This is a genomic window from Microtetraspora sp. AC03309 (assembly GCF_020826795.1).
GTDB classification, from domain to species: Bacteria; Actinomycetota; Actinomycetes; order Streptosporangiales; family Streptosporangiaceae; genus Microtetraspora; species Microtetraspora glauca.
On the sequence record NZ_JADDIL010000002.1, the window covers coordinates 97506 to 119317 of the forward strand.

Annotated in this window: 18 protein-coding genes; 8 read left to right on the top strand and 10 right to left on the bottom strand. The window is 71.4% G+C overall.

The window, feature by feature from the left end; all coding sequences use genetic code 11:
- The first annotated feature begins 66 nt into the window (after positions 1-66).
- Positions 67-660, top strand: coding sequence for a lytic transglycosylase domain-containing protein (locus tag IMZ11_RS01435; RefSeq protein WP_374461946.1), 594 nt, complete (start codon positions 67-69; stop codon positions 658-660).
- Between the two features lie 84 nt (positions 661-744).
- Positions 745-2673 (top strand): glycosyltransferase family 2 protein, encoded by a 1929-nt coding sequence (locus IMZ11_RS01440; protein WP_228636910.1) that lies wholly within the window; start codon positions 745-747, stop codon positions 2671-2673.
- Here the strand turns inward: IMZ11_RS01440 and IMZ11_RS01445 are convergent.
- From IMZ11_RS01445 to IMZ11_RS01465, 5 genes are all read right to left on the bottom strand, one after another.
- Entirely contained in the window at positions 2655-3665 is a 1011-nt protein-coding gene (locus IMZ11_RS01445) for an alpha/beta fold hydrolase (protein ID WP_228636912.1), read from the bottom strand. The two genes, IMZ11_RS01440 and IMZ11_RS01445, sit on opposite strands and share 19 nt — an antisense overlap.
- Positions 3666-3713: 48 nt before the next feature.
- Entirely contained in the window at positions 3714-5057 is a 1344-nt protein-coding gene (locus tag IMZ11_RS01450; protein WP_228636915.1) for an MFS transporter, read from the bottom strand.
- A gap of 78 nt (positions 5058-5135) precedes the next feature.
- Positions 5136-6989 (bottom strand): helix-turn-helix domain-containing protein, encoded by a 1854-nt coding sequence (locus IMZ11_RS01455; protein WP_228636918.1) that lies wholly within the window; start codon positions 6987-6989, stop codon positions 5136-5138.
- Position 6990: 1 nt separating this feature from the next.
- Complete coding sequence (locus tag IMZ11_RS01460) at positions 6991-7785, bottom strand: 3-hydroxybutyrate dehydrogenase (protein ID WP_228636920.1); 795 nt, start codon at positions 7783-7785, stop codon at positions 6991-6993.
- Between the two features lie 183 nt (positions 7786-7968).
- Positions 7969-9360, bottom strand: coding sequence for an aspartate ammonia-lyase (locus IMZ11_RS01465; protein WP_228636922.1), 1392 nt, complete (start codon positions 9358-9360; stop codon positions 7969-7971).
- 143 nt (positions 9361-9503) lie between these two features.
- Here IMZ11_RS01465 and IMZ11_RS01470 point away from each other — a divergent pair, with 143 nt between their 5' ends.
- The 3 genes from IMZ11_RS01470 (at position 9504) to IMZ11_RS01475 (ending at position 11486) form a co-directional block, all read left to right on the top strand.
- Positions 9504-10565: a ThiF family adenylyltransferase gene (locus tag IMZ11_RS01470; RefSeq protein ID WP_228636924.1), complete on the top strand. Its 1062-nt coding sequence runs from the start codon at positions 9504-9506 to the stop codon at positions 10563-10565.
- A 67-nt stretch (positions 10566-10632) separates the two neighbouring features.
- Positions 10633-10764, top strand: a complete 132-nt coding sequence (locus IMZ11_RS44950) for a hypothetical protein (protein WP_255705887.1) — start codon at positions 10633-10635, stop codon at positions 10762-10764.
- A gap of 128 nt (positions 10765-10892) precedes the next feature.
- Complete coding sequence (locus IMZ11_RS01475) at positions 10893-11486, top strand: DUF6879 family protein (protein ID WP_228636926.1); 594 nt, start codon at positions 10893-10895, stop codon at positions 11484-11486.
- A gap of 8 nt (positions 11487-11494) precedes the next feature.
- Here IMZ11_RS01475 and IMZ11_RS45885 read toward each other — a convergent pair whose 3' ends face one another.
- Positions 11495-13006, bottom strand: coding sequence for a serine/threonine-protein kinase (locus IMZ11_RS45885; RefSeq protein WP_305075844.1), 1512 nt, complete (start codon positions 13004-13006; stop codon positions 11495-11497).
- Between the two features lie 42 nt (positions 13007-13048).
- Positions 13049-14188 carry a serine/threonine-protein kinase gene (locus IMZ11_RS01485; RefSeq protein WP_061258302.1) on the bottom strand — a complete coding sequence of 380 codons (1140 nt, stop codon included), beginning with the start codon at positions 14186-14188 and terminating at the stop codon, positions 13049-13051.
- Positions 14189-14439: 251 nt separating this feature from the next.
- On the opposite strand from IMZ11_RS01485, the gene IMZ11_RS01490 reads away from it, so the two are divergent.
- A complete protein-coding gene (locus tag IMZ11_RS01490) occupies positions 14440-15378 on the top strand; it encodes a Yae1 family protein (RefSeq protein ID WP_228636928.1) in 939 nt (312 codons plus the stop codon).
- Between the two features lie 185 nt (positions 15379-15563).
- Here IMZ11_RS01490 and IMZ11_RS01495 read toward each other — a convergent pair whose 3' ends face one another.
- Entirely contained in the window at positions 15564-17219 is a 1656-nt protein-coding gene (locus tag IMZ11_RS01495) for a fumarate hydratase (protein ID WP_228636930.1), read from the bottom strand.
- Positions 17104-18198 carry a DMT family transporter gene (locus tag IMZ11_RS01500; protein WP_228636933.1) on the bottom strand — a complete coding sequence of 365 codons (1095 nt, stop codon included), beginning with the start codon at positions 18196-18198 and terminating at the stop codon, positions 17104-17106. Before IMZ11_RS01500 ends, IMZ11_RS01495 begins: the two co-directional genes overlap by 116 nt.
- Before the next feature lie 68 nt (positions 18199-18266).
- Between IMZ11_RS01500 and IMZ11_RS01505 the strand changes: the two genes are divergently transcribed.
- Positions 18267-19625, top strand: coding sequence for a PLP-dependent aminotransferase family protein (locus IMZ11_RS01505; RefSeq protein ID WP_228636936.1), 1359 nt, complete (start codon positions 18267-18269; stop codon positions 19623-19625).
- A 108-nt stretch (positions 19626-19733) separates the two neighbouring features.
- A complete protein-coding gene (gene iolB, locus IMZ11_RS01510) occupies positions 19734-20528 on the top strand; it encodes a 5-deoxy-glucuronate isomerase (protein WP_228636938.1) in 795 nt (264 codons plus the stop codon).
- Positions 20529-20595: 67 nt separating this feature from the next.
- Here the strand turns inward: iolB and IMZ11_RS01515 are convergent, their stop codons facing one another.
- Positions 20596-21798 (bottom strand): MFS transporter, encoded by a 1203-nt coding sequence (locus tag IMZ11_RS01515; RefSeq protein WP_228636941.1) that lies wholly within the window; start codon positions 21796-21798, stop codon positions 20596-20598.
- Positions 21799-21812: the final 14 nt, after the last annotated feature.

Below are 21812 nucleotides of genomic sequence, written 5' to 3' on the forward strand. Positions count from 1 at the left end.
CGTTCCAAGCGTCGGTCGGGTCCGAGCCTGCTGACCCCCAAGCGCGTCATCATCATCGGCGTGACGTTGGTCCTGGTCGGCGGGGCCACCACGCTCCTCGTCCGTACGGCGATCGAGAACGCGAACACCCCGCCCAACCCGGTGTCGCTTCCCGAACTGCTCGCCGGGGACCCCTCCGTCGCCAATCCCGCGATCGACGCGATGAAGGCGCAGGCCGCGCAGTCGCTCAAGGAGGCCCGGCTGAAGGCGAGCCGGGACACGCCCAAGGCCGACCTCGACCCCGTCAAGATCCCGAAGCAGGCGCCGGGCGGCGGCGGCTTCAACCCGGCGGACTTCCCGCCCGGCTCCAAGCCCGACCCCGGCAGCAACAAGGCGCTGGGCAGGGAGATGGCCGCCGCGCGCGGCTGGGGCGACTCCGAGTGGGGCTGCCTGGAACGGCTCTGGGACAAGGAGAGCCACTGGAACGAGCGGGCGATGAACCGCTACAGCGGCGCCTATGGCATCCCCCAGTCCCTGCCCGGCAGCAAGATGGCGAGCGCCGGGTCCGACTGGCAGACCAACGCCGCCACCCAGATCAAGTGGGGCCTGGGCTACATCGCCGGCCGCTACAAGACCCCGTGCGGCGCCTGGGGCCACTCCCAGGCCACCGGCTGGTACTGAGCGCGTCCCTAGCCCTGGTCAGGTTTGGTCGACCTTTCGGCAAGACCGCGGAGTCCGCCCCGTTCGCCGGGCACCCTTGGCGTCATGGGTGTGAAGGTCAGTGTTGTGGTCTCCGTCTGCGATCCCGGGCCGGCGGACGACGCCTTCGACGCGTGCGTGCGCTCCCTGCTGGAGCAGTCGCTGCCCGCGGAGCAGTACGAAGTGATCTTCGCGGACGACGGTTCCACGGACGGCACCCGCGAGCAGCTGGACACCGTGGCCGGCGTGCGCGAGAACGTCCGGGTGCTCCACCTGGACCACAGCGGCGGTCCCACGAGAGGCCGTAACGTCGCCCTCTCCGTCGCCCGCGGCGACTACGTGTACTTCATGAACCAGTACGACCGGCTGGAGCACAGCGCCCTCCAGAACATGTACGGCATGGCCATGCGGTCCGGCGCCGACGTGCTCGTGGGAAGGCTGGCGGGGGAGGGGACGCCGCTTTCGGCCTTCACCGGCAGCAGGGAGCGCGCGGACGTCCTCCGTGACCGCCTGCTGGGCCTGCCGACGGCGCACAAGCTGTTCCGGATGGGCTTCCTCGCCGAGAACCAGATCCGCTTCCCCGACCGTCCGCTGGCCGAGCAGGCGTTCGTCACCCACGCCTACCTCGCCGCGCGGGCCATCGCGATCCACGCCGGGCAGATCTGCTGCCAGGTCGCCACCCCCCGGGAGGACGGGCAGGAGGATCCCGCCGCGCTGGTCGCCGGGCTGCGGACCATCCTCGAGATCGTCGAGGCGTACACGCCGCCCGGGCAGCGGCGCGACCGGATCCAGGCCCACTGGTTCCGCGTGCTCGGGCTGCGCCGGCTCGGCGGCGCCCGGTTCGAGGCGACCGGTGACCACCACCGGACGGTCCTGTTCGCCCGGCTCAGGGAACTCGTCCAGGAGCGCGTGCCCGCGCGGCTCGACGCGTACCTTCCGGTGCACCTGCGGGCCCGTGCCGCGCTGCTGCGGGCGGGCCGCCAGGAGGAACTGGCCAGGCTCGCCGCGGCGTCACGCGGGACCCGGTTGCGCGCCGAGCTGCAGGAAGTCCGCTGGGACCAGAGCGTGCTCACCATGGACCTGGCCGTCGAGATCGTCGACGCGGGCGGCGCACCGCTGCGGTTCCACGCGGAGAACGGCCGCCTGTACTGGATGCCGCCGACTCCCATCGAGGGACTGCTCGCCCCCGAGATGGCCGACGTGACGGAGGCGGCGCGGCGGGCGCGGATGGAGGTCTACGTCCGGGACGCGCAGACCGGCGTCGTCTACTTCCTCCCGGTGACCAGCACCGTCCAGCACGGTCGCGACGGCGACGGGGTCCGGGTGTGGGCTGTCGGCCAGGCCCGGCTCGACGTGGGATCCGCCGCGCTCGGGCGCCCGCTGCGTCCCGGCCTGTGGGAGGTGCACGTGCGGATGCGCGGTGTCCACCCGGCCCGCACCAGGGTCGCCAGGGCGGAGGCGCCGATGAACTGCGCGGGCGTCCTCGCGGACTATCCCCGGCGGCTGGTCATGCCGTGCTGGTCGGGGAGGGGCGAGCTCAGCGTCTGCGTAGAGCCGCAGTCCTTCCCCGAGTCCATCGCCCTGGTGTCGCCCCGCGCCTCGGTCACCCACAGCGACGACGACGTGTACGTCGTGGTGCCGGTGCCGTACGTGCCGCCGAGCGGCGGTCCCGCGGTCGAGCTGGTGCTCCGCCAGATGGGCGGCCGGGGGCGGGGCATGACGGTCCCCGCCCTCGTCGAGCCCGGCGTGCCCGGACGGCTGGCCGGCCAGTTGATCGCGAAGGTGCCCGTACGCAGGCTGGGCGGCGAGGGCTGCCTCGGCCCCGGCGCGTGGCGGCCGGGGCTTCGGACGGAGGGCAAGGACGTCGATCTGCGGTTCACGCTGGAGGTGGGTTTCCGGGGGCACGTCAGGGTGCGGCCGGCCGGTACGCGGCCCACCCCCTCGTTGTTCCGGAGGATCGCCGCCAGGATCCCGGGCTACGCCGCGCTCAGCTGAGCGGTGAGCGCCGCGCGGAACTCGGCCGGCTTCTCGATGTGCGGGCTGTGGCCGCAGCCGGGGATCGCGACCTCCCGGTAGTTCCCGTAGCGGTCGAGCGCCGCCCGCGTCTGGGTGACCATCGGCTGGGCGGGCGTGCCGTCCCAGCCGGGTACCACGCCGATCGCCCCCAGATGGACCAGGTCGAACAGCGACGTGTCGGAGACGATCACGTCCTCGGTGCCCCTGATCCACAGGATGGGCGGCTTCGGGTCGACGGTGTGCAGGTCGTCGATCCGGAAGTAGGTCGGCGCCATCGTGTTGAGCACGCCGCGCTTGCCCGGCGCGACGCCCGGCCAGGCGGCCGCGGTCACCGTGTCACCCGGATAGTGGTCGTCGCCCAGCCGGGTGGACAACATCGACTCGACGAAGGCGTCCTCGTCGTCGCCCAGATCGGCTCCCGGGACCACGTAGGCCGTGCGGAGCACCGTACGCGGCGACACCGGGGAGTCCGCAGACCGGTCGCCCGCCCGCAGAGCCGCCACGAAGTCGGGATTGGCGGCGCCGCCGCCGGCGCCGGTGCCGTCCGGGTGCGTCAGGACGCCGTCCGGCCCCGTCGTCCCGCCGAACCCGTACGGCGAGACCGGGTTGACCAGTGTGGCGCTCCTGACCGCTTCCGGCCGGTCGCGGAGCGCCTGGAGGACGACGCCGCCGCCCATGCTCCAGCCCACCAGATGGGCGGCGCCGATCACGTCGAGGAGCGACAGGACGTCGTCGGAGTAGTCGCGCAGTCCGCGGGTCGCGTCCACCGGCGCCGGGTCGGAGTCGCCGAACCCGCGCAGGTCGACGGCGAGCGGGCGGAAACCGGCGGGCAGCGCGAGCATGGTCGAGCGCCAGAAGGCACTCGACGACACGTTCCCGTGGACGAACAGCACGGGTTCGCCGGTGGTCCCCGGCACGGAGAGGACGTTGAGGGTCGAACGCGCGGTGCTGATGCGCTCGGCTGAGATCATGGTGCGGCTCCAGGTAGGCGGGGTCGGGGTGTCACATCGTCACGTTTCTCAGGTCTCTTGGCCGACGCGGGCCGTGGAGGCCCGTCGTGACCCGGAGGTCGGCTCGACGGCGGTGAGGTCACGGTCGCGGGTCTCCTTGGCCGCGACCACGGCGATCACCGTGACCACCGCCGAGACGGCGACGTAGATGGCGATCGGGACGCCGGAGGCGTACTCCTTGAGCAGGGCGACCGCGATGATCGGGGCGAGCGCCCCGGCCACGATCGAGGCGAGCTGGTAGCCCACGGACACGCCGGAGTAGCGCATCCTGGTGGCGAACAGCTCGGAGAAGAACGCGGCCTGCGGGCCGTACATCGCCCCGTGGAAGAGCAGGCCGACGGTCACCGCGACCGTCGCCAGGGCGAACGACCCGCTGTCGACGAGCGGGAAGAAGGCGAACGCCCAGAGGCCGACGCCGACCGCGCCGATCAGATAGACGGGACGGCGGCCCAGCCGGTCGGAGAGCGCCCCCCACATCGGGATGGTCACGAAGTGGACCGCGGAGGCGATCAGCACCGCGTTGAGCGCGGTCTGCTTGGGCATGTCCGCGGCGGTGGTGGCGTACACGAGGACGAACGCCGTGATCACGTAGTAGGAGACGTTCTCGGCGAGCCGCGCGCCGATCGCCACCAGGACGTCACGCCAGTGATGGCGCAGCACATCGACGATCGGGGCCTTCTGCTCGGGAGCCTGGTTGGCCAGCGCCTCCTTGAACACGGGCGACTCCGTGACGGTGAGCCGGATCCACAGTCCGACGAACACCAGAAGGCCGGAGAGCAGGAACGGGATCCGCCAGCCCCAGGCGAGGAACGTCTCGTCGGACTGGACGGCCGCGAGGATCGCGAGCACCCCCGTGGCCAGCAGGTTTCCGCCTGGCGCGCCGGCCTGGGGCCAGGAGGCCCACAGGCCGCGCCGCTTGGGGTCGCCGTGCTCGGAGACCAGCAGGACCGCGCCGCCCCACTCGCCGCCCAGGGCGAAGCCCTGCACCAGCCGCAGCGCGGTGAGCAGCAGGGGAGCCGCCGCGCCAAGTGTCGCGTAGGTCGGCAGGCAGCCGATCAGGACGGTCGCGCCGCCCATCATCAGAAGGCTGACCACGAGCAGCCGCTTGCGGCCCAGCCGGTCGCCGTAGTGACCGAAGATCAGGCCGCCGATAGGCCGGGCGGCGAAACCGACGGCGTACGTGAGGAACGCGAGCAGCGTGCCGGTCAGGGCGTCCTCGGCCGGGAAGAACAGCTTGTTGAACACGAGTGCGGCGGCCGAGCCGTAGAGGAAGAAGTCGTACCACTCGATCGTGGTGCCGATCAGGCTGGCGCTGACGACCTTGCCGATCGGGGTCCGTGTTTCGTTGGCCACGGGGAACTCCTCGGGTGGGGGGTGCGGCCAAACATATGGTGTGACGCATGTCACTCCTATGGCCGGTCGGCACATACCTCACCCGTCGGTTATGTGGCTCCGGAGGCGGTACAGGCGCAGGGCGAGCTGGATCTCCAGGGCGCGCTCCGGCTCCTGCCAGTCCGGTCCCAGGAGCTGGGCCACCCGGTCGAGCCGCTGCGTCACCGTGTTCACGTGGATGTGCAGGGCGTCGGCCGTACGCGACAGCGAGCCGCCCGCGCCGAAGTAGGCGGTCAGGGTCCTGATCAGCGCCGTCCCGCGCCGCCCGTCGTAGTCCAGGACCGGGCCGAGCGCGGACGTCAGGAAGCCCGAGGCGTCCCGCCCCTCGCCCATCAGCAGGCCGACGAAGCCGAGTTCCTCCGCGCTCGCGCCGTGCCCGGACCGCCCGAGCGCGATCAGGGCGTCCGCGCAGCGCTGCGCCTCGCGGTAGGCGGCGGACACGGCGGAGGAGACGGTCCCCGCCGCCCGCGCGGCCCCCGCGGTGGCGGGACGGCCGAGCGAGGAGCTCAGCTCGCGGGCGACGCGGCGCGCGACCGCGCCGGGTTTGTCACCCGGCAGCAGCAGCACGACCTCGTCCCCGCGCGTGGTGGCCAGACCGTGGGCGAGCGCGGCCTGCGACGACGCCCAGAAGGCGGCGCGCTCCCGCTGCCCCTCGTGGCGGGTGACGACGAGCACATGCGGCCGGTCGAGGTCCACGCCCAGCCTGCGCGCCCGGTCACCGAGCCCGGTGAGGTCGGGCCGGGAGATCAGGTCGTCGAGCAGCTCGCCGCGTACCCGGCCCTCGGCCTCGGCCACGCTGCGCCGGAACAGCAGCAGCAGCGCGGTGACGATCGCGGCCCGCTCCAGGATGCGCTGGTCGGCGGCGGCCACGAGCTGCTCGGTCCGCAGCACCAGCGTGCACAGCGGCGCCGCCCCCACGTCCACCGACGCCACGTAGGCGCCGCCCCGTTTGACCGTACGGCCGAGCGCGCGTGAGGACTGGGCGGCGTCGAAGACGCCGGAATCGAGGTCGGCGGCCTGGCCCACCAGCGGGCGGCCCTCGTCGTCGAGGACCGTGACGGTGCCTCCGAGCACCTCGGTGACGACCGCGGCGACGTCCTCCACGCCGCCGCCGCGAAGCACCAGCCCGGTCATCCGGTCGTGCGCGTCGGCGGCCCGCTCGATGGCCTCGCTGTGCGCGCTGATCACGGTGTTGGCGCCGCTCAGCTCGGCGAGGGCCGCCCGCGTCTCCTGGAGCAGCCGCGCGGTGTCGATCGCGACGGCGGCGTGCGCGGCCAGCGAGCAGAGCAGCGCCACCTCCTCCTGGACGAAGGGCCGGGCGCTGCGGTTGGCCGCGAACAGCACACCGATGACCTGCGTGCCGAGCCGCAGCGGCACGCCGAGGATCGCGACCAGGCCCTCCTCGTGCACCGCCTCGTCGATCGTGAGCGTGTGCCGCAATCGCTCGTCGGCGAAGTAGTCCGCCGTGTTGTACGGCGTGCCCGACTGGGCGACCAGCCCGCCGAGCCCCGCTCCCATCGCGAGCCGCAGTTCGCGGAAGCGCGCCGAGATGGAGCCGTCGGTGACCCGCATGCAGGTGTCGCCGCGCTCGGGGTCGTGCAGCGTCATGTAGGCGATGTCGGTGGACAGCAGCCGCCTGGCCCGCTGCACGATCGCCTCCAGCACGGCGTCGAGGTCGGTCAGCCCGGCCAGGTCGCCCGCGGTGTCGAAGAGTGCCGACAGCTCGGCCTCGCGCTTGGCCCTCCTGCGCAGCATGGCCCGGACCTTCAGGGCCGCTATCTTGTCCTCCTCGAGCGCGGTCGTGTCGAGGCCGGCCGCGCGGGCCTGGAGCACCGGCCCCTCGAACTCCACGGCCGAGGCCTCACGGGCGAGGAGTTCGAGATAGACGTTCACCTCAGCGTGCGCTCCATCCTCCGTCGAGCGGAATCGAGGCTCCGGTGATGAACGAGCCCTGTGGACCGCAAAGATAGGCCACCAGCTCGGCGACCTCATCCGGCTCCACCAAGCGCTTGATCGCCGCGGGGGCCAGCATGATCTGCTCGACGACCTCGTCCGGGCCGATCCCGTGCGTACGCGCCTGCGCCGCGATCTGGTTCTCCACCAGCGGGGTCCGCACGTACGCGGGATTGACGCAGTTGGAGGTCACGCCGTGAGGGGCGCCTTCCAGCGCGATGACCTTGGACAACCCCTCCAGCGCGTGCTTGGCCGTCACGTACGCGGACTTGTACGGCGAGGCGCGCAGGCCGTGAACGGAGGAGATGTTGACGATCCGCCCCCAGCCGCGCTCGTACATGCCGGGCAGGACGGCCCTGGCGATCAGGAAAGGCGCCTCGACCATCACCTTGAGGATCTTGGCGAAGATCTCCGGCGGGAACTCCTCGATCGGCGCGACATGCTGGAAGCCCGCGTTGTTGACGACGATGTCGGCCGTGAGGCGGACGTCCGGCGACGGCGCCTCCGGCGCCTGCCGGGTCGCCACGTCGTGCCAGGCGTGCAGGAAACTCGGGTCGGACAGGTCGACGGCGACCGGGGTGCCACCGACCTCGGCGGCGACCTCGGCGGCGCTCTCGGCGTTCATGTCGGCGACCACCACGCGCGCGCCCGCGGCCGCGAGCCGGAGGGCGCATGCCCGGCCGATGCCACTGCCCCCGCCCGTGACCAGGGCCGTCCGCCCCTCAAGGCTCGTCATGACGACCAACCCTAGGAATCACGAAGCGACCGGCCCATGGTGGCCATGGACATATATCGGTCCCCTTCTATGTGGTCGAGGCGCCGCGGCCGACGTGCCGTGGCGGGCGCAATCGTGGCGGGCGTGTCGTGGCGGGCGTGTCGTGGTCCGGCGCCGTGGTTCGCGCGGCGCCGCGGGTGCGGGTCACGCGGGCCGGGTCATGGACAGGACGTCGAGGACCTCGTCCAGCTGCTTCTCGGTGAGGGTGCCGTTCGCCACGTGACCGCGTTCGACGACCACCTGCCGGATCGTCTTGCGCTCGGCGAGGGCCTGCTTGGCGATCTTGGCGGCATCCTCGTACCCCAGGTAGCGGTTCAGCGGGGTGACGATCGACGGGGACGACTCGGCGTACTCCCTGAGCCGGTCCACGTTGGCGGTGATCCCGCGTACGCACCGCTCGGCCAGCAGCCGGGAGACGTTCGCGAGCAGCCGGATCGACTCCAGCGCGTTGCGGGCCATCACCGGGAGCATCACGTTGAGCTCGAACGCGCCGGAGGCGCCCGCCATCGTGATGGTGGCGTCGTTGCCGATCACCTGCGCGGCGACCATCGTGACCGCCTCCGGGATCACCGGGTTCACCTTGCCCGGCATGATCGACGACCCGGGCTGGAGGTCGGGCAGGTTGATCTCTCCGAGCCCGGCCCGCGGACCCGACCCCATCCAGCGCAGATCGTTGGCGATCTTGTTCAGGGACACGGCGATCACCTTGAGCGCGCCGGACAGCTCGACCAGGCCGTCCCTGGCGCCCTGCGCCTCGAAGTGGTCCCTGGCCTCGGTGAACGGCAGGCCGGTCGAGCGGCTCAGCTCCTCGATCACCGTGCCGGCCCAGGCCGGATCGGGCGTGTTGATGCCGGTGCCGACGGCGGTGCCGCCCAGCGGCAACTCGGCGAGCCGGGGGAGCACCGCCTGGATCCGCTCGATGCCCAGTTCCATCTGCGTGGCGTATCCGCGGAACTCCTGGCCGAGCGTGACCGGGGTGGCGTCCATCAGGTGGGTCCTGCCGGACTTCACGACGTCGGCGAACTCGACCGACTTCTCCTCGAGCGCGGTCGCGAGGTGCTCGAGCGCGGGGGTCAGGTCGTGGGTGACCGCCTGGGTGGCCGCGATGTGGATCGACGAGGGGAACACGTCGTTGGACGACTGCGCCGCGTTGACGTGGTCGTTGGGGTGGACCGGCCGGCCCAGCCGCTCCTCCGCGAGGGTGGCGATCACCTCGTTGGCGTTCATGTTGGACGAGGTACCGGAGCCGGTCTGGAAGACGTCGACGGGGAACTGGTCGTTCCACCGCCCGGCCGCGACCTCGTCCGCCGCCTCCCGTACGGCCCGCGCCATGTCCTCGTCGAGGATTCCGTACGCGGCGTTGACGGTGGCGCAGGCGGCCTTGATGTGGCCGAGCGCGGAGATGTGCGCGGGTTCGAGGCCCCGCCCTGAGACGGGGAAGTTCTCCACGGCCCGCTGGGTCTGCGCCCGCCATTTGGCCGCGGCGGGCACCCGAACCTCACCCATGGAGTCGTGCTCGATCCGGAAGTCGTCCATGTCCCAGTCCTATCAAGACCGCGGAGGACCGCTTCGCCCGGCTGGTGAAGGAACGGGTGATGTCCACGCCTTGTCATGTCATGACTTATCCGGCAAAGTCGCCTTGACTTCGCGAGCAAGGGGATGGTGACCGGGGAGGGCGGGTGCGACGTCCGCGGGTGAAGCCCGAACATCAGCCGTACCGCTCCGGCGAGCGCACGATCCGGATCGGAGGGGAGATCTACGGGCTGGCCTCGGAGATCTCCGACCCGTACGGCTGCGCCTGGGCGGCCCTGGAACTCATGGACGGCAGCAGGGACCGGCAGGAGGTCGTCGAGTGCCTCCGGCGGCGGTTCCCCGGGCGGGATGTCGAAGGGGTCGTGGACACGCTGCTGGCCTCCGGGCACGTCGAGGACGCGGACGCGCCGGTGCCCGAGCAACTCAACGCGCGGCAGCGCACGCGATACAGCAGGAACGCCGACTACTTCCGGTGGATCGACCTGCGGCCGAGGGAACATCGGTGGGAGCCGCAACTACGGCTGCGGCGGTCCCGCGTCGTCGTGCTCGGCATGGGCGGCACCGGCTGCCACGCGGCGTGGGCGCTCGCCGCGGCGGGTGTGGGCGCGATCCACTGCGTGGACCCCGACGAGGTGGAGCTGTCGAACCTGAACCGGCAGATGCTCTTCGGCGAGGCCGACATCGGCCGGGCGAAGGTGGAGGCCGCTCTCGCCCGCATGCGAGAGATCAATTCGGACATCGAGATAACGGGTGAGATCCGGCGGATCGGCAGCCAGGAGGAGCTGGCCGAGCTGATCGCGGGCTGCGACGTCCTCGCTCTGTGCGCCGACGAGCCGCGCGTACAGGGAGGGATCCGGCGCTGGGCGAACCGGGCGTCCGCGGCGGCGGGGATCCCCTGGGTCGGCGGGGGATATGCGGGGCCGCAGGTGTCGGTGGGGGTCTTCGCGCCGGGCTATCCCTGCTTCGAGTGCTTTCTCGCGGAAGGGAAGGAACGCGGCCACGTGACCGACTTCGCGTGGCCCGGCGTGATCGCCACGTCCGCCGGGATCTCCGGCCTCCTCGTCGCCCAGGGCGTGATCACGTTGCTCACCGGCGTGCCCGAGGTCCCTCCCGGCTATGTGCACGGCGTGAATCTGGTGGCTCCTGATGATCATGTCTACGTGCGGTATCCGTCCCGGGGCGACTGCGTCGTCTGCGGCCGCGACTAGATCTTGACTCACTTGTGGAATTTGCTGATCGTGAGTCTTGACGAGACTCCGAGAGAAGGGCCGTGCCGTGAAGTCGGACGACATCGTTCCCGATCTCCCCGACGAGGGCGAGAGCGAGAAGAAGGAACAGATCCTGATCCGCAGGCTCGACAAGATCGAGACGACGGGGTGGCCGGCCAGCAACGGTAACTCGAACTGACGGCCGTACGGATGGACGGTGGACACGCTGGAGGCCGGCGTGTCCACCGGCACGTTTCCGCCGGTTCGGGTTCCGGGGGAACGGCAGGAGTGGATCGGGGCCACGGGCCGTCGAGCCGAAGGGGAGACATGGATTTCGTCGACACGGTGCGGAACGCGCCGGCGCGAACGCTTTCCGTCGAGGTCTATCAGGCCGAGTTCGCCGAGGTGTACGCGTCGGTGGCGGAGCCGGCGATCAAGCTGGAGCGGGCCCAGCACTTCGACGAGGAGGACTTTCCGAGCTGGGTCGCGTTGCGGGAGGGCGACTGGGATCGCTCGCTCGCGCTGCTCAAGGAGACACGGGAATCACTGATCGAGTACTACCGCAGCCATGCCGAGTTCCGGCGGGTCCGGATCGTCGAGACCCCGCTCACGCCGTACATGCGATGGGAGATGCACGCGTTCGTCGAGCGGGTGGCGGCGGGTGAGCGGATCCGGGTGCTGTCCGGATCGGCGGTGGCCGAGATGGAACGTGCCGCACCGCTGCCCGAGCTGGTGATCCTCCGGGGGGACCGGATGTACGAGGTCCTCTACGACGAGAGCGGCGTGCACACGGGTGCCCGGCGCATCATCGACCCCGACGTGGTACGCCACACGCGCGCCGTGCTGTCCTCCCTCTTCGAGCGGAGTGAGGAACTGATGACCTTCTTCACGCGGGAGGTCGCCCCCACCGCGATGACGTAGAGCGTTCCCTAGCCGCTCAGCGCGGTCATGGCGAGGACGACCAGGACGAGGAACGCGACGACCGCGAGCCCCATCAGCAGGAGCACCCTGACCCGGCCGCCCCGATCGGGTGCCGGGGTGGCGTGCATGGCGAACAGGTCCGTGCCGAGGCCACCCCCCGGTACGCCTGACGGTACGCCTCCCGGTCCGGCGGCGGGTCCGGCGGCGGGTCCCTGGGGCAGGTGCGCGACGGGCATCTGGGTGGCGGGCGGCGGCGGGCCCTGGACGCGCGGCGCCAGGCCGGGCAGCCGGCCCGCGACGGTCGTGTCATCGCGTCCGCCCGCGTCCGCCGCGCCTCCGACCCGTCCCGCTGCCGGTCCCGCTGCCGGTCCGGGTCCCTGCCATGCGGGCCCCGGCTGCGCGGAAGGCGCCGGTGGTGCCGCGTGGGCCGAAGGTACCGGAGGCATCGGCGGTGCGGCGGGTGCGGGGCTCTGCGGCGGTCGGGCCGGTTCGGGGGCGGGCGGCCGCGCGGATCCCGGGCCGGGCGGCAGGCGGAGCCCGGCCTTGGGACGGATGACCACCATGGTCTGGTCGGCCTGGTACTCCTCGCCGGGCGGCTCGGACCCGGCGTCCTCGTGTCCCGCCGGGGCCTCCGCGTCCGTGCGCTTCCTGGGCCGCTCGCGCTCCAGCTGCTTCACCGGCGGGGTGGCGACCGGCATCGCGCCGACGGGTGTGTCGGCCACCGTGCGCAACATCGCCGCCGCGCGTTCCGGCGTGAGCCGTACGGTGTGGTCCTTCTCCAGCAGGCCGTCGAGAACGGGCCGGAGCGGCCCGGCCTGGGTGGGCGGGTCGGCGGACTCCGTCATCAGCGCGCTGAGGGTCTCGGCGACCGAGGCCCGCTCGTACGCCGGCCGGCCCTCGACCGCGAAGTACAAGGTCGCGCCGAGCGACCAGAGGTCGGACTCGGGCCCCGTGTGATCCCCGCGGGCCCGCTCCGGCGCGGTGTAACCGGGAGAGCCGATCACCATGCCGGTCTTGGTCAGGGCGCTGTCGCCCTCCGCCTTGGCGATCCCGAAGTCGGTCAGCACGACCCGGCCGGTCTCGGTGATCAGCACGTTACTCGGCTTCACATCCCGGTGCAGGACGCCCTGGAGGTGCGCCGCGCGGAGCGCGGCGAGCAGATCGAAGCCGACCTCGGCCACCAGCCGGGGCGGCAACGGCCCCTCGTCCTCGATGACCTGCTCGAGGGACCTGCCCTCGACGAGCTCCATGATGATCCACGGACTGCCGTCGACCTCGATCGCGTCGTAGATCGTGGCGACGGAGGGGTGGCTGACCCGTGCGGCGGCGCGGCCCTCACGGATCATGCGTTCTCGTAGCTCCCGCCGCTGCCCGGCGCTGAGCGACGGGTCCTGGCGGATCTCCTTGACGGCGACGTCACGCCCCAGCGTGCGGTCGAAGGCCCGCCAGACGGTGCCCATCGTGCCGCGTCCCAGCGTGGTGGTCAGTTCGTACCGATCGATGAGCAATCTGCTCCCCATGAGAAGAAAGATAGCGATTCCTCCTCGCGGAACGCTTTCTGGTTAGTTGAGAAAATTTCTCGGCCAGAAACGCCGGGGCAGGATCACCTGGATGACCGTGCGCAACCTCTGCGCCATCGAGTTCCGCGTCTTCGGGCGCTCGGACGGCTTCCGGTGGACGCCTTCGGTGGGACGGCGCCGCTGGGCGGGGATCCCGGTCATGTCCTCGCGGAGTTCGCGCGGGAAGCTGTGCGGGGACGTCCTCACCACGGGGCGCGACTCCGCGCGGTGCTGGCCCCGGTGCGTGGGCCTGCGGATCGCGGGCGGCAGGGCGGGCGGCGGCGAAGGCCGGACGGGCCGGTGCGTGATCGGCTCCTCCCCGGTGCCTCCCGCGGCGATGCGCGCGAGCGCCACCGCGGCCCGCACTCCGTCGAGCCTGGCGTCCGGGTCGATCTGCAGCAGGCCGCGCAGAACCGGCGCGAGGGGGCCGGCCCGCTCCATCGGGATCGGCGCGCCGCTGGTCAGCGCGGCCAGCGCGGCCGCGGCCGTACGGCGGCCGTGCAGCCCACGGCCCTCGACCGCGGTGTACAGCGTGGCGCCGAGCGACCACAGGTCGGCGGCCGGGCTCGCCTTGGCCCCCAGGACACGCTCGGGCGCGATATAACCGGCGGAGCCGAGCACGATGCCCGCCTGCGTGATGGAGACGTCCCCTTCGAGAGCGGCCAGCCCGAAGTCGGTCAGGACGGACCTGTCGTCGGTCACGAGCACGTTGCTCGGCTTCACGTCCCGGTGCAGGATGCCCTTCGCGTGGACGGCACGCAGGGCGCCGAGCACCTGCCGGCCGATCTCGGCCACCCGCTGGGGCGGCAGCGGGCCCTCCCGCCGGACGAGCTCCTCCAGGGACTGCGCACGGAGGAGCTCCATCACGATCCACGGCCGGTCGTCCTCGGTGATGACGTCGAAGACCGTGATGACCGACGGATGGGCGACCATGGCGGTCGCCCGGCCCTCGCGTTCGGTCCGCGCGCACAGCTCGGCCCGCAGGTCCTCGTCCAGGACGAGCGGGAGTCGTACCTCCTTGACCGCCACGTCACGGTCGAGCAGTTCGTCGCGTGCGCGCCAGACGGTGCCCATGCCGCCGCGCCCGACCGGCTCGACAAGCCGATACCTCGCGGCGAGCTGGTATCCGGACGGCGCACGCATGGGTGGCAGCTTACCGATTTGTGCAATGCGACCTGTAGAGACCATGCCGCGAATTTGTTGAGATCTTTTGTCAGATCTCCTGACTTGTGATTTGACGATCGTGTGAAGATGGCCGCGGTGAGGATGCCCCGCCTCGCGAGGGCTCTCCGGCCCCACTCCCAAGGGGAAACTTCCTCCCGGATGGAAAGGTGCCACCCCATCGCGACGGCACGAACAGTAACCGACCAACCCCTAAGGGTAATGTCCCGCCCATGCCGGGAATCGACCATGAGATGCCCATCGAGTTCATCCGCAACAGCCCCATGACCGCTGTGGAACTCCTCCGTGACGCCGCAGGTGTCCAACCACCCCCATTCGCCACCGCCGCCGTCGAAGCCGTCGACTGCACCCAACTCGTCCCAGTAGAGTTCCGCGCCGACTCTGTCGTCGTACTGCGCGACACCGGAGGCGCCGCCCAACTCGCACTGATCGTGGAGATACAGAACCGCCACGACGCAAGAAAGCGATTCAGCTGGCCGGTCTACGTCACCGCCCTCCGCGCCCGCCTGGAGTGCGCCACCGCCCTGATGGTCATCTGCCCCGATCCGCCGATGGCCCGCTGGAGCGAACGCCCCATCCCGCTCGGCCCCAGTGGCACCATCACCCCCCTGGCCGTCCACCCCGGCCGCATCCCACTGATCACCGACCCCGACCGGGCACGCAGCTGCCCCGAACTGGCCGTGCTGTCCGCCACCGCACACGCCGAACGACCTGAGATCGGGCTGGCACTGGAGGCCATGGTCGCGGCGCTGGAGACGCTGGACGAGGACCGGGCCAAGTTATATTTCAACTACGTGTTCTCCGTGCTACCCACTGTGGCGCGCAAGCACCTGGAGGAGATCGTGACCACGACGAGCCACGAATACGAGAGCATGGCCGGCCAGTACCTTTCCCACTGGATCGACCGGGGCCGCCAAGAGGGGCTTCAGGAAGGCCGCCAAGAAGGGCTTCAGGAAGGCCGCCAAGAAGGGCTTCAGGAAGGTCGCGCGGAGGGTGAGGCGGCGGCGATCCTGGCCGTGCTCGACGCCCGGGGGCTGGAGATCTCCCCTGACGCCCGCGACCGGATCACGCGATGCTCCGACCTCCACCAGTTGGAGACCTGGATCCGGCGTGCGGTGACTGTGACGTCCGCGGACGACATCTTCACCTGAGCCCGAGGACGCGGATGGCGCAAGGGCGCTGACGGTGGCGGAGCGTTTGGTCGCACGCCGCCGACAGGACGGCATGATCCCGCGCGTAGGCCCCTTCCTTGATCGGAAAGGGCCTACGCCCTGGAGTCGTCTCAGCGAGCCGGACCCCGGACCGCCACGTCAGTCATAAAGAGGTGGTGTCCGGGTCAGGCCCTCCGGCCGATGGACAGGACCGGACCGGTGGTGTCCTGGAAGAAGTCGTTGCCCTTGTCGTCCACGACGATGAAGGCGGGGAAGTCGACGACCTCGATCTTCCAGACGGCCTCCATGCCGAGCTCGGGGTACTCCAGGACCTCGACCTTCTTGATGCAGTCCTGCGCGAGGCGCGCGGCGGGGCCGCCGATCGAGCCCAGATAGAACCCGCCGTACTGCGCGCAGGCGTCCGTGACCTGCTTGGACCGGTTGCCCTTGGCCAGCATGACGAACGACCCGCCCGCGGCCTGGAAGCGCTCCACGTACGAGTCCATGCGCCCGGCCGTCGTCGGGCCGAACGATCCGGAGGCGTACCCCTCGGGGGTCTTGGCCGGGCCGGCGTAGTAGACGGCGTGGTCCTTCAGGTACTGGGGCATCTCCTCGCCCGCGTCCAGCCGTTCGGCGATCTTCGCGTGCGCGATGTCGCGGGCGACGACGAGGGGGCCGGTGAGGGAGAGCCGCGTCTTGACCGGATACTTCGTGAGCTCGGCGAGGATCTCGGTCATGGGGCGGTTGAGATCCACGCTGACGACGTCGTCCGAGAGGTGTTCGTCGGTGGTCTCGGGGAGGAACCGCGCCGGATCGGTCTCCAGCCGCTCCAGGAAGACGCCCTCGGGCGTGATCTTCGCCAGTGCCTGCCGGTCGGCGCTGCAGCTCACCGCGATGGCCACCGGGCAGGACGCGCCGTGGCGCGGAAGCCGGATCACCCGTACGTCGTGGCAGAAGTACTTGCCGCCGAACTGGGCGCCGATGCCGAGCTTCTGGGTGAGCTCGAAGACCTTCTTCTCGAGTTCGAGATCGCGGAAGCCGTGCCCGCTGGTCGACCCCTCGGTGGGGATGCCGTCCAGGTAGCGGGCCGAGGCGTACTTGGCGGTCTTGAGCGCGAACTCGGCGCTGGTGCCGCCCACGACGACCGCCAGGTGGTACGGCGGGCAGGCCGCGGTGCCGAGCGAGCGGATCTTCTCCTCCAGGAACTGGAGCATCCGCTTCTCGTTCAGGACGGCCTTGGTCTCCTGGTAGAGGAACGACTTGTTCGCCGAGCCGCCGCCCTTGGCCATGAACAGCAGCTTGTACTCGTCGGCGTGGCCGTAGGGGTCCTCGGCGTACAGCTCGATCTGGGCGGGCAGGTTGTTGCCGGTGTTCTTCTCGTCCCACATGGTGAGCGGGGCCATCTGCGAGTAGCGCAGGTTCAGCTTGGTGTAGGCGTCGTACACGCCCCGGCTGATGTGCTCGGCGTCCCGGCCGTCGGTGAGGACGTGCCGGCCCCGCTTGCCCATGACGATCGCGGTGCCGGTGTCCTGACACATCGGCAGCACGCCGCCCGCGGAGATGCTCGCGTTCTTCAGCAGGTCGAGTGCGACGAACCGGTCGTTGCCGCTGGACTCGGGGTCCTCGATGATCTTCCGGAGCTGGGCGAGGTGGGACGCCCGGAGATAGTGCGAAATATCGTGGATTGCGGCTTCGGTGAGCAGGCGCAGCGCCTCCGGCTCGACCTCAAGGAACCTGCGGCCTGCCGCTTCGGTGATCCGTACCCCCTCTGTGGTGATCAGACGGTAATCCGTCTCGTCCGTGCCAAGCGGTAGCAGGTCGGTGTAGTCGAACTCGGGCATCGTCTTCGATCCTCTGGTGTCTCGCCTGTTCCTCCGAGCGGAGGATATGCCCGCCCGCGCGTGGGCGGCGCCGAGGGGGCCGCCCGCCGGTACGCGGTGCGAGCCCGAGAAGGATGCCTACCACGACGACCGCGGCGCCGCCCACGTCCGCGAACGAGGGGACGCCCAGGCCGAGGACCACGGAGGTGACGAGGGCACCGACCGGGATCATCCCGGCGAACAGCCCCGCCCGGTCCGGGCCGAGATGGGGGAGCGCGCTGTACCAGAGGAAGAACGCCACCGCCGTCACGACCACGGCCTGGTAGCCGAGCCCGAGCACCTCGGTCGCCGTCGGCGTCCGCAACATCGCCGTCCCGTCCACGGCCAGCCCGATGACCAGCAGGAACGGCACCGCGAGCGCCGCTGAGTAGGCGGAGACCCGGATCGCCCCCAGCTTCGGCAACAGGGGCAGGGCGAGCAGGGAGAAGCACACCTCGCAGGCGAGCGCTCCCAGCGACCAGAGCAGGCCGGGAACGTTCCCGCTGCCCAGCCCGGTGGCCAGCGTCGCGCCCGCCACGACGACGAACGCCGACGCGAGGATCCTCGGCGAGGGCGCCGAGCGGGCCGCTCCCGCGAACAGCGGGCCGAGCAGGGCCATGGCCACGGGCGCCGCGCCCAGGACGGTGCCGGCGAGGGTCGGGCCCGCCGCGGTCGCGGCCTCGATCAGGCACACGTTGAACATCACCAGCCCCGTCAGGGACAGCGTGGAGAGCAGGACGAGCTCCCGCGGCGTGAGCCGTACGAACCCGAGGCCGCGAAGACGGGCGGCGGCGAGCAGGACGGCGGCTCCGAGGGCGTAGCGCAGCGCCTGCCCGCCGTACACGGGGTAGGTCGCGATGAGGCCGGACACCGCGGTCAGGGTGCCCACCACGAACATCCCGGCCGCCGCGCTCGCCGCCGCCCGCCCGGTCGCGGTGGTGGTACTGGTTTCTGTGGTCACGGTTGGCGATGCTAGGAAGACAATGGCTCTCTCAACGGGTCCAATCGGACATAGAAATCGAGGACCAATTGGCTGACCTGCATCTCGCGGTCGACCGGAGCGCGGGTGGGCTGGCCGGCCAGATCGCCAGGGAGCTCAGGGAATCGATCCGTTCCGGCCGGCTCGTCAGGGGCGCCAGGCTGCCCGCCAGCCGTGATCTCGCCAGGGATCTCGGCCTGTCCCGGGGCGTCGTGGTCGAGGCGTACGAGCAGCTCGTCGCGGAGGGCTTCCTGGAGGCCAGGGTGGGCGCGGGCACCCGTGTCGCCGCCGGGCCCGTCGGCCGCCCGAAGGAGGGACGTTCCGGGGACCCTGGGGCGACGTACTACGGCTACCGCCCGACTTCGCCGGATCTGACGGCGTTTCCGAGGCAGGCGTGGCTGGCGGCGATCCGGCACGTGCTGGCGACCCTGCCGGGCGACTTCCTGGATTACGGCGATCCCGGGGGTGTGCCCGAGTTGCGCGAGGAGCTGGCCGGTTACCTGCGCCGGGTGCGTGCGGCCGACGCGGACGCCGGCCAGGTGGTGATCGTCACCGGCGTCGCCCAGGGGCTGAGCCTGGTCGTGCGGGCGCTGGCGGAGGCGGGCGGCCGGGTCGCGCTCGCGGTGGAGGAGCCGACGAGCCCGCGACAGCTCCCGCTGCTCAGGCGGGCCGGTGCCGACCTGGCCGGGGTGCCGGTCGACGCCGAGGGGATCGACGTCGCCGCGCTCGCCCGGACGGGGGCGCGGGCGGTGCTGCTCACGCCCGCCCACCACTATCCGACCGGGGTGGTGTTGTCCCCGCGCCGCCGCGCGGATCTGATCGCGTGGGCCGCGGAGACGGGCGCGATCCTGCTGGAGGACGACTACGACGCCGAGTTCAGGTTCGACCGGGATCCCGTCGGCTGCCTGCAGGGGCTTGCCCCCGACCGTGTCGTGCTCGCCGGGAGTGTGAGCAAGTCCCTCGCTCCCGGTCTGCGCCTCGGCTGGCTCGTGGCGCCCCCGGACATCGCCCAGTCCGTACGGCGGGCCAGGGGGGAGCTCGATCTCGGCTCTCCGGTGATCGACCAGTACGCCCTGGTCCGGTTCATCCGGACCGGCGGATATGACCGGCACCTGCGGCGGATGCGCAGGGAGTACCGGCGCAGGAGGGACGCGCTGGTCCGGGCGCTCGCCGAGCACCTGCCCGCGCTGAAAGTGCATGGCATCTCGGCCGGTCTGCACCTGTACGCGGAGCTGCCCGGAGGGTGGGACGAGCCGCGGGTCGCCGAGGCGGCGCGTGCGTGCGGCCTGGCCGTCGATCCGGTGCCCTCCGCCCTCGTGATCGGCTTCGCCCGCCTTCCCGAGCACCGGATCGCCGAGGCCGTACGGGATCTCGGGGTGATGATAGATCGTCAGAATGTCTGGACATAGCCTTGACCCGAGGGCGCGCAGTCCGGAATGTTGGACGGGCGACGCGTGCGGCCTCTCAACGAGGCGTGTGGGCCTCTCGACGAGGTGTTCTCTCAACGAGGAGACGAGATGACGTACATACCCGCGGGTTCCGCGCCCTCCGGCCAGTGGAACCTGGAGATCACCCCCGACCTGGCGGGATGGGTGTACTGCGGCCTGAGGGTCGTCGATCTCGCGGGTGAGCCGGTTCAGTTCGAGACCGGCTCGGAGGAGATGCTGGTCGTGCCCCTGTCCGGATCCTGCGAGGTCGTCGCGGACGGCGTACGGCTGGAGCTCCAGGGGCGGCGGTCGGTCTTCGACGGGGTCACCGACTTCGCGTACCTGCCGATCGGGGCGTCGGTGCGCGTCGCCGGCGAGGGCCGGATCGCGTTGCCGTCGGCCCAGGCGACCCGGCGGCTGCCCGTGCGGTACGGCCCGGCGGACGCGGTGCCGGTCGAGGCCAGGGGCGGCGGGGTGGCCACCCGGCGGATCAACAACTTCTGCGCGCCGGAGGTGTTCGAGTGCGACCGGCTCATGGCCGTGGAGGTGATCACCCCGGGCGGCAACTGGTCGTCGTACCCACCGCACAAGCACGACGCGCCGGGCGAGCACGAGGCCGTGCTGGAGGAGATCTACTACTACGAGGGCGGTCCCGGCTACCAGCGGGTGTACAGCTCGCCGGGCAACCCCATCGACGTGCTGGCCGAGGTGAACTCCGGTGACGTCGTCCTCGTGCCGTACGGCTACCACGGGCCCTCGATGGCGTCCCCGGGGTACGACCTGTACTACCTCAACGTCCTCGCGGGGCCGGGCGAGCAGCGGTCCATGGCCTTCTCCGACGACCCCAGGCACGCGTGGATCCGCGAGACGTGGGCGACGTCATGAGGATGCCGTGAGGACGTCATGAGACAGGCGGCGGCGTTCTGGAGACGCCCGGGAGAACGCCGGGGCGTCATGAGGCCGTCAGCGACGACGCGCGCGGCTGGAAGCCGCGGGCGAGGACGATGATCACCGCGGCCAGCGCGAGCGGCGCGGCGAACGCGACCCGATAGTCGGCGGCCTCGGCGATGCCGCCGACCAGGGCCGCCCCCACGATGAAGCCGACGTAGTTGAACATGTTGACCCGGGCGATGGCCACGCCGGTCCCGGCCGGGTCGAGGCGCCCGGCCGCCGAGAACGACTGCGGGGCGACCACCGACAACCCGACCCCGGTGAGGGCGAAGCCCGCGATGGCGAGTGGCTCGGTGGGCGCGGCGACGATCGCCACGAAGCCGAGCGTGGCGACCGCGCCGCCGATCCTGACGATCACCGCCGGGCCGTACCTCCGGACGGCGAGGTCTCCGCCCACCCTGACCAGGAACGTCGTGGCCTGGTAGGCGCCCAGCGCCAGGGGCACCACGGACGCTGACGCGTGCATGATCTTGTCCATGAAGACCGAGCCGAAGTTGGAGATCGACGCGTCGCCCACGTAGAGGAAGGCCATGGCCAGGCACAGCGGGATGATCGGCTTCCAGGGGAACCGCGCCTTGGTCAGGGCGACCTCCTGGGCCACGTGCTCCTCCTCGGGAAGGCAGAGCCAGTGCGCGGCGACGACCGCGACCGCGGCGCCCGGCGCCATGACGATCGCGAAGGTGACCGCGAGGTCCAGGTCGAGTTCGGCGGCCGCCGACGCCCACAACGCCCCGACGACCGCCGCCGCGCTCCACAGCGCGTGGAACCCGGTCAGTACGGCACGGCCGTACCGGCGCTCGACCGCGACGCCCTGCATGTTCATGCCCGCGTCCACGCCGCCGAGGCCGACGCCGAACAGCACGAGGGCCACCACGAAGAGGGGGACCGTGGGGGCGAGACCGGCCAGCACCACGGCGGCGCACGTCAGCGGCTGGAAGGCGCGCAGGATCCGCCGGCTGCCGAAACGCGCGGCGAGCGTGCCGGCCAGCACGCTGCCCGCGCCCGCGATCACCGGGACGATGAGCAGCAGGATCGTCAGCTCGCCGTCGCTCAGGCCGTGCTTGCGCTGGAGCGCGGCGACCTGCGTGAGCAGCGTCGCGAACGTGAGGCCCTGGACGAAGAAGACGGCGAACGTGGCGAGCCGCGCCTGCCGGTCACGCTCGGTGGGCCGCGATGGAAACGATGGCGGCGTGGGCGTCGGCAACGCGGCCTCCGAGA